Source organism: Amycolatopsis thailandensis, assembly GCF_042723255.1.
Classification (GTDB): Bacteria; Actinomycetota; Actinomycetes; order Mycobacteriales; family Pseudonocardiaceae; genus Amycolatopsis; species Amycolatopsis thailandensis.
The window spans coordinates 1-14,293 of the sequence record NZ_JBHXJK010000001.1 but is presented as its reverse complement, the minus strand read 5'-3'; the positions used below and the strand labels follow the sequence as shown (position 1 = coordinate 14,293).

The 14,293-nt window shown below is 68.8% G+C and carries 12 protein-coding genes and 1 tRNA gene; 5 read left to right on the top strand and 8 right to left on the bottom strand.

From position 1 onward, the window contains the following. Positions 1-445: 445 nt before the first annotated feature. Positions 446-1,765 carry an FAD-dependent oxidoreductase gene (locus tag ACFWMR_RS00065; protein WP_093934644.1) on the bottom strand — a complete coding sequence of 440 codons (1,320 nt, stop codon included), beginning with the start codon at positions 1,763-1,765 and terminating at the stop codon, positions 446-448. Positions 1,766-1,876: 111 nt separating this feature from the next. Here ACFWMR_RS00065 and ACFWMR_RS00060 point away from each other — a divergent pair, with 111 nt between their 5' ends. The 4 genes from ACFWMR_RS00060 to ACFWMR_RS00045 are packed head-to-tail and all read left to right on the top strand — an operon-like array spanning position 1,877 to position 4,501. Beyond that, a complete protein-coding gene (locus ACFWMR_RS00060) occupies positions 1,877-2,521 on the top strand; it encodes an aminodeoxychorismate/anthranilate synthase component II (RefSeq protein WP_093934643.1) in 645 nt (214 codons plus the stop codon). Next, the gene (locus ACFWMR_RS00055) at positions 2,518-3,330 is read left to right on the top strand and encodes an ATP-binding cassette domain-containing protein (RefSeq protein ID WP_378375648.1); all 813 of its coding nucleotides are present in this window, start codon (positions 2,518-2,520) and stop codon (positions 3,328-3,330) included. Before ACFWMR_RS00060 ends, ACFWMR_RS00055 begins: the two co-directional genes overlap by 4 nt. Then, positions 3,318-3,962, top strand: a complete 645-nt coding sequence (locus ACFWMR_RS00050; RefSeq protein ID WP_378375647.1) for a hypothetical protein — start codon at positions 3,318-3,320, stop codon at positions 3,960-3,962. The genes ACFWMR_RS00055 and ACFWMR_RS00050 overlap by 13 nt, the downstream gene beginning before the upstream one ends. Further along, positions 3,962-4,501, top strand: a complete 540-nt coding sequence (locus ACFWMR_RS00045; protein WP_378375645.1) for an AAA family ATPase — start codon at positions 3,962-3,964, stop codon at positions 4,499-4,501. Before ACFWMR_RS00050 ends, ACFWMR_RS00045 begins: the two co-directional genes overlap by 1 nt. A gap of 47 nt (positions 4,502-4,548) precedes the next feature. Here ACFWMR_RS00045 and pknB read toward each other — a convergent pair whose 3' ends face one another. From pknB to ACFWMR_RS00010, 7 genes are all read right to left on the bottom strand, one after another. Continuing rightward, positions 4,549-6,516 (bottom strand): Stk1 family PASTA domain-containing Ser/Thr kinase, encoded by a 1,968-nt coding sequence (gene pknB, locus ACFWMR_RS00040; protein ID WP_378375643.1) that lies wholly within the window; start codon positions 6,514-6,516, stop codon positions 4,549-4,551. Further along, positions 6,513-7,820: a protein kinase domain-containing protein gene (locus tag ACFWMR_RS00035; RefSeq protein ID WP_378375641.1), complete on the bottom strand. Its 1,308-nt coding sequence runs from the start codon at positions 7,818-7,820 to the stop codon at positions 6,513-6,515. Before ACFWMR_RS00035 ends, pknB begins: the two co-directional genes overlap by 4 nt. Positions 7,821-7,823: 3 nt before the next feature. After that, positions 7,824-9,287 carry a peptidoglycan D,D-transpeptidase FtsI family protein gene (locus ACFWMR_RS00030; protein WP_093934637.1) on the bottom strand — a complete coding sequence of 488 codons (1,464 nt, stop codon included), beginning with the start codon at positions 9,285-9,287 and terminating at the stop codon, positions 7,824-7,826. After that, positions 9,284-10,762: an FtsW/RodA/SpoVE family cell cycle protein gene (locus ACFWMR_RS00025; RefSeq protein WP_093934636.1), complete on the bottom strand. Its 1,479-nt coding sequence runs from the start codon at positions 10,760-10,762 to the stop codon at positions 9,284-9,286. Before ACFWMR_RS00025 ends, ACFWMR_RS00030 begins: the two co-directional genes overlap by 4 nt. Continuing rightward, positions 10,762-12,156, bottom strand: coding sequence for a PP2C family protein-serine/threonine phosphatase (locus ACFWMR_RS00020; protein WP_378375639.1), 1,395 nt, complete (start codon positions 12,154-12,156; stop codon positions 10,762-10,764). The genes ACFWMR_RS00025 and ACFWMR_RS00020 overlap by 1 nt, the downstream gene beginning before the upstream one ends. Beyond that, the gene (locus ACFWMR_RS00015) at positions 12,153-12,620 is read right to left on the bottom strand and encodes an FHA domain-containing protein FhaB/FipA (protein WP_007030429.1); all 468 of its coding nucleotides are present in this window, start codon (positions 12,618-12,620) and stop codon (positions 12,153-12,155) included. Before ACFWMR_RS00015 ends, ACFWMR_RS00020 begins: the two co-directional genes overlap by 4 nt. Before the next feature lie 159 nt (positions 12,621-12,779). Continuing rightward, on the bottom strand, positions 12,780-14,042 hold the full coding sequence (locus ACFWMR_RS00010; protein ID WP_378375637.1) for a DUF3662 and FHA domain-containing protein: 1,263 nt from the start codon (positions 14,040-14,042) through the stop codon (positions 12,780-12,782). 129 nt (positions 14,043-14,171) lie between these two features. On the opposite strand from ACFWMR_RS00010, the gene ACFWMR_RS00005 reads away from it, so the two are divergent. Next, a tRNA-Leu gene (locus ACFWMR_RS00005) sits at positions 14,172-14,254 on the top strand. Positions 14,255-14,293 lie beyond the last annotated feature (39 nt).

Genomic DNA, 14,293 nt, shown 5'->3' with positions numbered 1-14,293 from the left:
GCCTCCAATCACGCGAGTCACGCCTTCAATCACGCGAGTTCCGCCTCCAAACACGCGAGTTCCGCTTCTAATCACGCGAGTTCCGCCTCGGATCACGCGAGTCACGCCTTCGGGGCGGCACGCGTGATCCGACGGACGACTCGTGTGTCCAGACGGCCGACACGCGTGATCCGACGGACGACACGCGGCGGGACCCCGGCCGCAGGCCGTGTCGTCCATCCAGTCACGCGTGTCGTCCGTCTGATCACGCGTGTCGTCCGACCCACCCCTCCCCGAACGCCAAGAAGGACCCCACTCAGTGGGGCCCTCCGTGACTTTCCCGGCAGTTGTCCACAACCCTTCCCGGCTGTGGACAACCCCCTGTGAGCAGCCCTTTTCCCTCCTCCAGCCGGTAGACTGAGTTCGGGGCCGCCCCCTGGGACGGGTGGGGGGCTGGGTAGGTGAGTCAAGAGCGGGAGATGCGGGTCATTTCGTCTCGTTCCACGACCTTGACGCGTTCCCGGCCGTGCGGGACGCCGAGAGACTTCTCGTGGGCGTCGAGTTTGCTCCAGCCGTCCCAGGTGGTGAAGGGGACGCCGCGTTCGGTGAGGAAACCGAGGATCGCGTCGGGGTCGTCCACCGCCGGGGCGGTGAGGTTGTCGGCGTCGGCGAGCAGGCTCGCGATCGTTTCGGCCGCGTCGCCCTTGGTGTGGCCGATGAGGCCGACGGGGCCGCGCTTGATCCAGCCGGTCACGTAGACGCCCGGCACCTGGTCCTCGTCGATGTCCAGCACCCGGCCCGCCTGGTTCGGCACGGTCCCGGTGGTGTGGTCGAACGGGATCTCCGGCAGGTGCGAAGACAGGTAGCCGACAGCCCGGTAGACGGCCTGGACGTCCCAGTCGTGGAATTCGCCGGTGCCGCGCACGTTGCCGTCACCGGTCAGTTCGGTGCGCTCGGTCCGCAGGCCGGTCACCTTGCCGTCCTCGCCGACGATCTCGCACGGCGAGTGCAGGAAGTGCAGGTGCAGCCGCTTCGGCCGGTCGCCCTGGTCGCGGATCGCCCACTCCTGAAGCGTCTTCACGACCATGTCGATCTGCTTCGACGCCCGCAGCGCGGCGATGCTGCCCTCGTCGAACTCGATGTCCTCCGGGTTGACGATGACCTCGACGTTCGGCGAGTGATCCAGCTCCCGCAGTTCCAGCGGCGTGAACTTCGCCTGCGCCGGGCCGCGGCGCCCGAACACGTGCACGTCGGTGACCGGGCTGGCCTTCAAACCCTGGTAGACGTTGTCCGGGATGTCGGTGCTCAGCAGCTCGTCCGCGGTCTTCGCGAGGACGCGGGCGACGTCGAGCGCCACGTTCCCGACCCCGAGGACAGCGACCGACGTCGCGTTCAGCGGCCAGGTCCGCGGCACGTCCGGGTGCCCGTCGTACCAGGAGACGAAGTCGGCGGCGCCGTAGCTGCCGTCGAGGTCGATCCCGGGGATGTCGAGCGCGCGGTCGGCCATGGCGCCGGTCGAGAAGATCACCGCGTCGTAGAACTGGCGCAGGTCGTCGAGCTTCAGGTCGGTCCCGTAGTCGACGTTGCCCAGCAGCCGGATGTTCGGCTTGTCGAGGACCTTGTGCAGGGCGGTGACGATGCCCTTGATCCGGGGGTGGTCGGGCGCGACGCCGTACCGGATCAGCCCGAACGGCGCCGGCATGCGCTCGAACAGGTCGATCGTCACGTCGGCGTCGGACTTGTCGAGGATGTCGGCGGCATAGATGCCGGCCGGACCGGCACCCACGATGGCTACACGAAGAGAACGGCTCACCCCTACCACGGTAAGTTAGGTTGCCCTAACAATCATTGTGATCTGGCGTACGGTCCACCTGGTGGGAGCCGCTAAGCTGGTTCCATGCGCGTGCTCGTCGTCGACAACTACGACAGTTTTGTCTACAACCTGGTCCAGTACCTGGCCCAGCTCGGCGCCGACTGCACTGTCTGGCGCAACGACGTGGTGGACATCGACAAGCTCGGCGAGTTCGACGCGGTCCTCGTCTCTCCCGGCCCCGGAACCCCGGAACGCGCTGGTCAGAGCATGGACGTCATCCGCAAATGCGCCGACGAGCGTATCCCGATGCTCGGAGTCTGCCTCGGCCACCAGGCCCTCGGTGTCGTCTTCGGCGCCACCGTCGACCGCGCCCCCGAACTGCTGCACGGCAAGACCAGTCAAGTCCACCATTCGGGCGACGGGGTCCTCGCCGGACTCCCCGGCGAATTCACCGCCACGCGGTACCACTCGCTGACCGTTTTGCCGGAAACCATCGACGACGCCGTGTTCGAGATCACAGGCCGCACCGAGTCCGGTGTCGTGATGGGCATGCGCCACCGCGAGCTGCCGCTCGAAGGCGTCCAGTTCCACCCCGAGTCCGTGCTCACCCAGGGCGGGCACCGGATGCTGGCGAACTGGATGGCTTCGGCCGGGCACCCGGTCCCCGACGCCACGGTCAACGAACTCGAACAAGCCACCCGCGCGCTCCAGAAGGCCGCTGCTGCGTGACCTCGCTGATCCGGCTCGAAGGAGTCGGTAAGCGCTACGGGCGCGGCGAACCCGTGCTCGTCGAAGTCGACCTCGACGTCCCCGCCGGGCGCGTGATCGGCGTCCTTGGCTCGAACGGCTCGGGGAAGTCGACACTGCTCAGGATCCTCGCGGCACTTTCCCGCGAGACCTCGGGAACCGTCGTCGGCACCCCGAGGGTCGGCTACCTGCCGGACCGTTTCCCAGCGGGACAGCGGATGAGCGCCAGGGCGTACCTGCGGCACATGGCCCGCATCGACGGACATGTCGACTTGTCGGCCATCGATCCGTTGCTGGACAGGCTGGCGCTGGTCGGCGGCCCGGACGCGCCCCTTCGGACCCTCTCGAAGGGCAACGCCCAGAAGGTCGGCCTCGCCCAGGCCGTCCTGGCCGGGCCGGAACTGCTGATCCTCGACGAACCCTGGTCCGGCCTCGACGTCGAAGCCCACACGGTGCTCGGCGAACTCGTCGCCGAGACCAAGGAACGCGGCGCGAGCGTCGTCTTCACCGACCACCGCGCGGCCGCCGTGCACGCCCACGCCGACGACGTCTACCGGATGGACGCCGGCCTCCTGACCCGCGTCGAAACGGCCGCGAAAACCGAAAGCGCGACAAGGATCGTCCTCGACGGGCCCGGCGGCGACTGGTCGGCGGAGCCCGGCGTCAGCGAGGCCGTGACCGACGGCGAAAAAGTCGTCCTGACGGTCGAAGCCGGGCACACGGACGCCATCCTGCTGCGCGCGCTCAACCGCGGCTTCTCGGTCCGGGAGGTGGCGCCGTGCTCGCCATGACCCGCTACTACCTCGCGCTGCTCGGCCATTCCCAGCGCTACCTCCCCGCGATCCTCGCCTACATCGCGGTCAACACCGTGCTCTACACGGATCCGAAGTCGCCGTTGCTGCCGCAGTACGGGATCAGCGCGGGCTCGCTCCTGGTGGTCTCGTGCTGGCTGACGATCGCGATGCTCGACGTCGAGGACCCGGTCCAGCGGCTGGTGACCTTCAGCCACGCCCGGCGCTGGCGATCGGTCCTCGGCGGCGCCGCGTCGGCCGTCCTCGGCTGCGCCGCCGTGCTGATCCTCGTCACGGTGCTCTGGTCAGGCCTCCGGACCGGCGGCTTCACGATCGGCACCTTCGCGCTGGGGGCCGCGGCGCACATCGTGTGCGCGCTGTTCGGGATCGCCATCGGCCTGCCCTGCTCCCGGCTGCTGATCCCGCGCGTCGGCTGGTCGGTGCTGGCCGCGATCTTCGCCCTCGCGGCCGTGCTGCTGGTGAAATGGCTGCCGCTCGCCAACCCGCTGCTGCGCGCCCTGACCTCGCAACAACCACTGACCGGTCCGTTCACGGTGGCCGTGGTGGCGGCGGTCGCCGCCTTGCTCGTGAGCGTGACGAGCGTCGGATTCCTGCTGCGCCGCAACGCCTGATGCCGCGTCTCATCGTGCTCAACGGGCCGCCCGCCTGCGGAAAGTCGACGCTCGCCCGGCTCTACGCCGAAGACCACCCGCTGACGTTGAACCTCGACATCGACCGGATCCGCGGCCTGCTCGGCGCCTGGCGCGACGACGCCGCGAAGGCCGGCGTGCTCGCCCGCGAGCTCGCCCTGAGCGCCGCGCGGACCCACCTGCTCGCGGGCCACGACGTGATCGTCCCCCAATTCCTCGGCCGCGCGGGCTACCTCGAACGACTCGAAGCGCTCGCCGGCGAGACGGCCGCCGGTTTCCACGAGATCGTCCTCCTCGACACCTTGGACAACGTGCTCCGGCGGTTCGCCGAACGCACGCGCGCGGCTGCCGAGCCCGAACACGTCGAAGCACACGAGATGCTGGACGGTCCGGGACAGCTGGTGGCGATGTACGACCGTCTCGTGGAACTCGTCTCAACGAGACCGAAAGCGGCCGTGGTGCGGACCCGCGACGGGCTGGTCAGGCAGGCGTACGAAGGACTTCTCGAACAGCTGGCATGAAAAGGGCCCCGCACGAAACCGTGCGGGGCCCTTCGCTCAACCGTCGATCACGGAGGCGGGATGATCCCGCCGCGCGAACTCGACGACGTCGGTGAGTCGTCGTCTTCCACGATGAACAGCGTGATCGGCGCGTTCTTCGCGACCTTCGCACCGGCCTGCGGGTTGGTCTTGCTGATCTTGCCCGCCAGATCCCGGTCACCGTTCTTGTCGGCCTGGGTGTTCGGGGTACCGCTCCAGCCCAGCTGCTGCAACTGCCGGAACGCCTGATCCTCGGTCATGCCCTTCAGGTTCGGCATGTCGAAGGTCTCCTGGCTTCCGTCCGACACCGTCACCGTGACCACGCTGCCGACCGCGAGCTTGCCGCCGTTCGGGGACTGGTCGATGACGGTGTCCTTGGGCTCGCTGGAGCTGGCGGTCTTGAACGACGGGGTGAACCCGGCCGCCCGCAGCCCGGCGTCGGCCTCGGACTTCGTCTTGCCCTTGTAGTTCGTGACCGTCTTCAGTTCCTTGGACTTGGCGACCGTGATGTCGACCTTGGAACCCTGGTCGACCTCGGCCTGCGCCGCCGGGTTCTGGCTCAGGACCTTGCCGGCCTCGTTCGGGTCGTTGGTCTCTTCCTCGGTGGTCGCACCGAGCTTCAGGCCCGCCTCGGTCAGCGCCGCCAAGGCCTCGGCCGAGGTCTTGCCCTTGAGATCCGGCGCCTTGACCTTCAGCGGCTTGGAGCCGACGGTCAGCGTGATCTTGTCCGTGGTCGGCGTGACCTGCCCCTCCTTCGGGCTGATCGCGATGACCTTGTCGATGTCGTTCTCGTCGCAGGCGGGCAGACCGTTGACGGCCTCCCCGGTGCAGGGAACCTTCTTGGTCTGCTCGAACGAGTTGAACCCCGCGCCCCGGAGCGTGTCCTTCGCGGTGGCCTCGGACTGACCCATGACCGACGGGATCGCCTTGCTCTCGGCGCTGGTGCCGCCGAAGGCGTTCGACAGCCACATGATCAGCAGCACGATGGCCGCCAGCGACACCACGAGACCGGCGATCAGCCAGGCGCGGCGCTTCTTCTTCGCGGCCGGGTCTTCTTCGTCTTCCTCGTACTGGTCGTAGCGCGGCGGCACCCGGCGGTCGGAGTCCATGACCTGGGTGCGCTCGTCCTCCGACATCACCATCGGCGCGGACGGCCGCTGGCCGGACAGCGTGCGGACCAGGTCCGAACGCATCTCCGCCGACGACTGGTACCGGTTCGCCGGGCCCTTCGCGAGCGCCTTGAGCACGACGGCGTCGAGCTCGGGCGCCACGGCCGGGTTCACCGACGACGGCGGGTTCGGGTCCTCCCGCACGTGCTGGTACGCCACCGCCACGGGGGAGTCGCCGGTGAAGGGCGGCTCGCCGGTGATGAGTTCGTACAGCACGCAACCGGCCGCGTAGACGTCCGAACGCGCGTCGACGGACTCACCGCGCGCCTGCTCCGGCGAGAGGTACTGCGCCGTGCCGATCACCGCGGCGGTCTGCGTCATCGCGGACTGCCCGTCGTGCATGGCGCGCGCGATGCCGAAGTCCATCACCTTGACGGCGCCGTTCTTCGTGATCATCACGTTCGCCGGCTTGACGTCGCGGTGCACGATGCCGTGCCGGTGCGAGAAGTCCAGCGCCGCGCAGACGTCGGCCATGACCTCCATCGCCCGCTTCTGCGACATCGGGCCTTCGGTCTTCACGATGTCGCGCAGAGTCCGTCCTTCGACGTACTCCATGACGATGTAGGGCAGCGGGCCGAACTCGGTGTTCGTCTCGCCGGTGTCGTAGACGGCGACGATCGCCGGGTGGTTCAGTGCCGCCGCGTTCTGTGCCTCGCGACGGAAACGTTCTTGGAACTGGGGATCCCGCGCCAGGTCGGCACGCAGGATCTTGATCGCCACCTCCCGGCCCAGGCGCACGTCGTGGCCGTGATGGACCTCGGACATGCCTCCGTAGCCGAGCGTTTCGCCCAGCTCGTAGCGGTTGCTGAGCAGTCTTGGTGTGCTCATCTCTGCGTGCCGTTCCATTCCGTCCAAGGTTTGCTGCTCATCATTCCTGGATTCGCCTGCCCGGCAGACTCCTCGGTGCCGCCCTCCGTCGGCGCCGCGGGGTACGCGGACGTCGGCGTAGGACCTACAGGCTTCTTACCCGGAGCCGGTACCTGTTCACTCGTTTCCACGCCGCCCGACTGCTGTCCGTTGCCCGAACCGACCAGTCTCACGATGAGGAAGGCTCCTGCCACCAGTACTGCGATCAGGATCACCGCGAGCAGCACCCACCAGCCCCATTGCGGCCGTCTGCCGGGCAGGCGACGGACCGCCATCGGGGGCGGGCCGGTGACCGGGTGCATCGCCGGATGCGACGCGGGTCCGATCGCCACCATCGGGTTCGGCGGCGAGTGCGGGCCGGGCGGCACCTGCTGCGGCAGCACCGGCTGACCCGCGGAGTAGGCCACGTTGACCAGCCCCGACGGCGTCGGCAGCGGCAGGCCGGCGCGGACCGCCGCCACCGCGGCCGCGAACTCGCCGCCGCTGTTGTACCGCTGTCTCGGATCCTTGATCAGGGTCGCCTCGATGACCGCGCGGGCGCCCGGCGGCACGTCCGGCGGCAACGGCGGCGGGAGATCGCGGATGTGCATCATCGCGACCGTCACCGCGTTCTCCGAAAGGAACGGCCGGTGCCCGGTGAGGCATTCGTAGCCGCACACGGCCAGCGAGTAGACGTCGCTCGCCGGTTCGGCGTTGTGCCCGAGCGCCTGCTCCGGAGCGATGTAGTGGGCGGTGCCCATGACCATTCCGGACCTGGTCACCGGGGCGGCGTCGGCGGCCTTCGCGACCCCGAAGTCGGTGATCTTCACCTGCCCGGCCGGGGTCACCATGATGTTGCCCGGTTTGACGTCGCGGTGCACGAGGCCGGTTTCGTGCGCGGCCTGCAACGCGTTGCCCGCCTGTTCCAGGATGTCCAGGGTGCGCTCGGCGTTCAGCCGTCCCTCGCGGGTGATGATCGCGGCCAGCGGATCGCCTTCGACCAGCTCCATCACCAGATACGCGATCGACAGCTCGTCCGCGACCGTCTCGCCGTAGTCGTGCACGGCGGCGATGCCGGGGTGGTTGAGCGACGCCGTCATCCGCGCCTCTGTCCGGAACCGGTGGAGGAACTCCGCGTCGCCGGACAGCTCCGCCTTCAGGATCTTGACCGCGACCGTCCGGTCCAGCCGCGTGTCGCTGGCCTGCCAGACCTCGCCCATCCCGCCGACGGCGATCCGGTTCGTCAGCTTGTACCGGTCGGCCAGCAGCTGACCCGAGGACAGCATCCGCTATCCACCCCCGAGCATGGCGTTGACGGCGGCGCGGCCGATCTCCGCGGCCACGGTGCCACCGGTCGCTTCGAGCCCGCGGTTGCCACCGGACTCGACGACCACCGCGACGGCGATCTTCGGGTCCATCGCCGGCGCGAATCCGGTGTACCAGGCGTGCGGCGGGGTGTTCTTCGGGTCGTTGCCGTGCTCGGCGGTGCCGGTCTTGGAGGCGATCTGGATGTCGCCGCGCTTGCCGGCGCCCTTCGTGTTCTCCTCCGACGCGAGCATCATGTCGCGCAGGATCGCGGCGTTCGCGCTGGACATGGCGGCGTCGCCGGTCAGTTCGCTCGGTTTGTAGTCCTCGATGGTCGACAGGTTCGGCGCCAGCAGCGACTGCACGAGCTGCGGCTTCATCGCCATCCCGTTGTTCGCGACGGTCGCCGAAAGCAGGGCGTCCTGCATCGGGGTCAGGCGCACGTCGCGCTGCCCGATGGCGCTCTGGAACAGGGCCGCCTTCGAGTCCAGCGGGCCGAGGGTGGACGCGGCGACCCGCATCGGCACGGTCAGATCCTCGCCGACACCGAAGTTCTTCGCGGTCGCGTTCAGCTTGTCCTTGCCGAGTTCACCCGCGAGCTCGGCGAACGGCACGTTGCAGGAGTACCGCAGCGCTTCCTTCAGCGTGCTGCCCTTGCAGGCCGCGCCGCCGTAGTTCTCCAGCGTCGTCTGGGTGCCGGGGAGCTTGACGTTCGGCGCGGTGTTGACCGGCATGTCGGCCGTCTTGCCGTCTTCGAGCGCGGCCGCGGTCACCAGCAGCTTGGCCGTCGAACCCGGCGGGTAGCTCTCCGAGATCGCGCGGTTCAGCATCGGCTTCTTCGGATCGTCGCGCCACTGCCCCCACGCCGCGATCTGCTCCTTGCCGACGTGCGAGGCGAGCTTGTTCGGGTCGTACGACGGCGTCGAGACCATGGCCAGGATGCGCCCGGTCTTCGGCTCGAGCGCGACCACCGAACCGGTGTAGCCCTTCTGCGTCATCAGGTCGTACGCGGCCTTCTGCACGGCCGGGTTGATCGTCAGCCGCACGTTCCCGCCGCGCGGGTCGCGGCCGGTGACCATGTCCGACAGGCGCCGCACGAACAGCCGCGGGTCGGAACCGTTGAGGACGTCGTCCTCGGACCGCTCCAGGCCGCCCGAGCCGTAGTTGATCGAGTAGTAGCCGGTGACCGGCGCGTACATCGGGCCGTCGACGTAGGTCCGGATGAACTTGTACTTGTCGTTCGACGGGTCGACCTTCGCGAGCGCGGAGCCGTCGGGTGTGACGATCAGGCCGCGCTGACGGGAGTACTCCTCGTAGAGCACCCGCAGGTTGCGCGAATCCGTGCGGTAGTCGTCGGCCTTGACCACCTGGATGTAGGTGGCGTTGGCCAGCAGGAGCACCACCATGACGAGCATGGCGACGCCGACCTTGCGGAGCGGGGTGTTCACGACGTGCTCCCCTCACCGTTCGCGGACGGCCGCTGGACCATCACCGTGTGCGCTTCGGCGAGCGGCGCCTGGGGCTGCTGCGGCTTCGGCCGCACCGCGGGTTTGCGGGCGGCGTCGGAGATTCGGAGCAGAAGGGCCACCAGGATGTAGTTCGCGAGCAGTGAAGAACCACCGCGGGAGAGGAACGGGGCGGTGATCCCGGTGTTCGGGATCAGGTTCGTGACGCCGCCGACGACGACGAAGATCTGCATGACCAGGGCGAACGACAGGCCGCCGCCGAGGAGTTTGCCGAAGGTGTCGCGGACCGCGAGAGCGCTGCGCATCCCGCGCATCGCCAGGATCAGGTACAGCATCAGCATCGCGGCGAGGCCGATGAAGCCGAGCTCCTCGCCGATCGCGGTGGTGATGAAGTCCGTCTTGGCCTCGGGGACCATGTCCGGCCGTCCGGCGCCGAGGCCGGTGCCGCCGACCCCGCCGGTGCCGAGCCCGAACAGACCCTGCGCGACCTGATAGCCGCCGCCGGCGTCGTCGTAGGTGGCGAGCGGGTCGATCCAGTTCCGGACGCGCTGCTGGACGTGCGTGAACAGGTTGTAGGCGATGATGGCGCCCGCGGCGAAGAAGCCGACGCCCAGCACCACCCAGATGACCCGTTCGGTCGCGACGTACAGCATCACCAGCGTGACGCCGAAGAACAGCAGCGACGTCCCGAGGTCCTTCTCGAACACCAGCACGCCCAGGCAGGCGGCCGCCGCGATCAGGATCGGGCCGAGGTCACGGGCACGCGGAAGTTCGACGCCGGCGATCTTCTTGCCCGCGACCATGAACAGGTCCCGTTTCGTCACCAGGAACGAGGCGAAGAAGATCATCAGCAGGATCTTCGCGAACTCACCCGGCTGGATCGAGAAGAACGGCAGCTTGATCCAGACCTTCGCGCCGTTGACCTCGGAAAGGCTCGACGGCAGCACAGCGGGCAGCGCGAGCGCCACGATGCCGACCAGACCGCAGATGTAGCCGTAGCGGGTCAGCGTGCGGTGGTCGCTGATCACGATCAGCACCACCACGAACAGCACGAGCGAGATCGCCGTGAACAGCACCTGCTTGGTGACGTCCGGCGTGTACTCCTTGCCCTGCTGGACCGCGCGTTCCGCGAGCGCCAGGTCGATCCGGTGGATCATCACCAGGCCGAGCCCGTTCAGCAGCGCGACACACGGCAGGATCACCGGGTCCGCGTACGGCGCCCAGCGGCGGACGGCCAGATGCGCGGCCGTCAGCACCCCGAGGTAGGACAGTCCCAGCCAGATGATCGAGCTGGTGAGCTCCTGCTCCTGGTTCGCCTCCACCAGCACGAGCGCGACGGTGACGATGAACGTCGCGAAGGCCAGGAGGACGAGCTCCGTCCCGCGCCGCTTGGGCAGCTCGCGCGGAGGGTTCGTGGCGAACTGGGCCGAAGCCGGATCGGCGAGCGGCGTGCTCATCAGTTACCGCCTCCCGGTGCTGCCGGTTCCGGCGTCGAGCAGTCCCTCCCCGCTGGCTGGTTCGCCGAACTCGGCGAGGCGGGGGTAGAAGGGGGAGCCGCCGACGACGACGCCGGGGGCGCCTGCTCGGAAGGCGGAATGGAAGTCGAGCCGGTGGCGGGCTTGCAGTCGGCCAGCTGCTTGTGCGGCCGCAGGAAGTCGTCGATGTACTTGCGGGCGTCGTCGAGGTTGTCCTTCTTGACACCGTTCTTCACCGCGATGCGCGCGTCCTCCTGGAGGGCGGGCACCAGCAGCTTGTCGGTGCACAGCCCGCCCGGCGGGCACGAGCCCTGCTCGTAGGCGTGCAGGTCGATGCCGAGGATGCTGCCCGGGACGCCGCGGTAGATCACGACCTCCTCGCCGGGGCCCTCGCCGACGTAGTACTGGCTCAGCACGAAATACCGCGTGGCGATCGCCGCCGCGGCCAGCACGATCAGGACGACCACCGCTCCCGCCAGCCAGCGAAATCGCCTCCGGCGCTTGACCTTGGGGTCCTCCTGTTGGGGCTGGACCTCGGGCCGCGGCTGCGGCGCGGGCTGGGTCAGCGCGCGGGCGCGGGCGGCGGGGGAGTCGCCCTGGTGGAACTCGTCACTGCCGTCACCGGCGGCGCCGCCCACTATGGGCGCGTCCTCGCCGAAGTCGACGTCGACGACGTCGGCGATGATCACCGTGACGTTGTCCGTGCCGCCGCCCTTGAGCGCCAGCTCGATCATCCGGTCGGCGCAGGCCTGCGGATCCGGGATCTGGATCGCCTCGGACAGCGTCTCGTCGCTGACCATGCCGGACAGGCCGTCCGAGCAGATCAGGTACCGGTCGCCGGCGCGGGCCTCGCGCACTGTCAGGCTCGGCTCGACCTCGTGCCCGGTGAGCGCCTTCAGCAGCAGCGACCGCTGCGGGTGCACCGCGGCCTCTTCCGGCGTGATCCGGCCTTGTTCGAGAAGTTCGTTGACGAAGCTGTCGTCCCGCGTGATCTGCGAGAACTGCCCGCCGCGCATCAGATACGCGCGCGAGTCGCCGACGTGCACGACACCCATCCGCGAACCGGCGAACAGCACGGCGGTCAGGGTCGTGCCCATCCCGTCGAGGTCCGGGTCCTGCTGGACGAGTTCGGCGATCGCCGCGTTGCCGTTCTGGACGGCTTCCCGCAGCTGCGCCAGGAGATCGTCGCTGGGGTCGTCGTCGTCGAGCGGGGCGAGGGAGGCGATGACGACCTTGCTGGCCACCTCACCCGCGGCGTGACCGCCCATGCCGTCGGCGAGGGCGAGCAGGCGGGGACCGGCGTACACGGAGTCCTGGTTGCTGGAACGCACCAGGCCCCGGTCGCTGCGAGCCGCGTAGCGGAGGACGAGAGTCATGGGCGAAGCTCGATCACCGTTTTGCCGATCCTGATGGGGACTCCGAGCGGGACCCGGAGGGGTGCCGTGACCTTAGCCCGGTCAAGGTACGTCCCGTTCGTCGAGCCCAGATCTTCCACGTACCAATCCTCCCCGCGCAGGGCGATCCGGGCGTGCCGGGTCGACGCGTAGTCGTCGTCCAGCACCAGGGTCGAGTCGTCGGCGCGGCCGATCAGGATCGGCCTGCCGTCCAAGGCGATCCTGGTGCCCGCCAGCGCACCATGGGTCACGAGCAGCTGCTGAGGCGACTTCCCGCCACGCGGCTTCTTGTTTTCCTTCTTCTTGCGACCGAACGTCGGGACGGCGACTCGCAGCCCGGAGGCCGCGTACAGATCCGAACGGACGACACGCAACGCGGCGAACACGAAGAGCCAGAGCAGCACGAGAAAGCCCACCCTGGTGAGTTGAACGACCAGCTCTGGCACTTGTTGTGTCCGCTCCCGTTTCTCCTGTACGCCGCGGAGAGCGCGTGCCGTCCGGGATGGTCGGCTCCGAACGGCCTTGCTCTCCGCAGCCGACCTGAGGTGCCGATCCACCACAGGCCCGCACCGCAATTCTGCGATACCCCCTCCGGACCCCGCCGGTCAGCCCTGCGTACGGAACACGAGAGACGAGTGGCCCACGCGGATCACGTCCCCGTCCGCCAGCTGCCAGGTCTGCACCGGGGTGCCGTTGACGGTCGTGCCGTTCGTCGAACCGATGTCCGCGAGCGTCGCGCTCTGGCCGTCCCAGGTGATCTCCAGATGACGGCGCGAGACGCCGGTGTCCGGGAGCCGGAAGTCGGCGTCCTGGCCACGGCCCACGACGTTCCCGCCCTGCTTCAGCGAGTACGAGCGGTTCGAACCGTCGTCCAGCTGGAGGCTCGCGGAGAGCTGACGGCCGGCCGCGGGCTGGCCGCCGTAGCCGCCACCCTGCGCGTACGGGTCCGCGGCGGGCTGGCCGTACTGCTGCTGGCCACCGCCGTACTGGTCGTAGCCACCCTGCTGCTGCTGGCCGCCGTACTGGTCATAGCCGGGCTGCTGGGCGCCGCCACCGTAACCCTGGTCGTAGCCGCCTTGCTGCTGCTGGCCGCCGTACTGGTCGTAGCCGGGCTGCTGGGCGCCGCCGCCATAGCCCTGGTCGTAACCACCCTGCTGCTGACCGCCGTACTGGTCATAGCCGGGCTGCTGGGCGCCGCCGCCATAGCCCTGGTCGTAGCCGCCTTGCTGCTGCTGGCCGCCGTACTGGTCGTAGCCGGGCTGCTGGCCACCGCCGTAACCCTGGTCGTAGCCGCCCTGCTGCTGGCCGCCATAACCCTGGTCGTACCCGGGCTGCTGCTGGCCAGCCTGCTGTCCGTAGCCGTACTGGCCCTGCTGCTGGCCGTACGGGTCACCCTGGTCGTATTGGCCGTAGCCGGGGGGCTGGCTCATTGCTGGGTCTCCTGCGTTGCTGGGTCGTGCCGACCGTGACGATCCCTCGACGCCGTGGGGCTTGACGTCGGGATCGACGGACGAACGGGTCTTGAACTGTCCAGTATGCAGCGCCTCGTTGCGCTCGAGCGAAACTACGACGTCACCATAGGTGTCCCAACCGTGCTCGGCGAGGTGTTCCTTGACCGCCTCCGCCAACACCGACGTGACCCGACGTTCGTCTCCGGCCATGCGCTCGTGATCAGCCTGCCCCAACGACACGATGTAGTGGTTGGGAGCGAGCTGTCGACCACCGGCCAGCTCACGAACGTTCTCCTCGCTCTCGCGCTCAAGCGCCACCGCCACTTCCTGCGTGACGACGTTGCCACCGAACATGCGCGCGAAGGTATTGCCCACGAGGTTCTCGAGCCGCCTATCAAAGCGCTCTACGCGGCCCACCGGGCAACCTCCTCACACGTGTGCTTCCCCGTCGATCCTATCCGGGTACGGCCAGTCGGACACGGCCCCCGGTGAAACCCGTCAAAACCGCCTGCTACGCTTTGCGAGCTGTCAGAGAACGAAGCACTCGGGCGAGTGGCGGAATGGCAGACGCGCACGGTTCAGGTCCGTGTGTCCGAAAGGACGTGAGGGTTCAACTCCCTCCTCGCCCACTCTTTAAAGAGGCCCCCGTCCTGCGGGTCGGCGGCTAC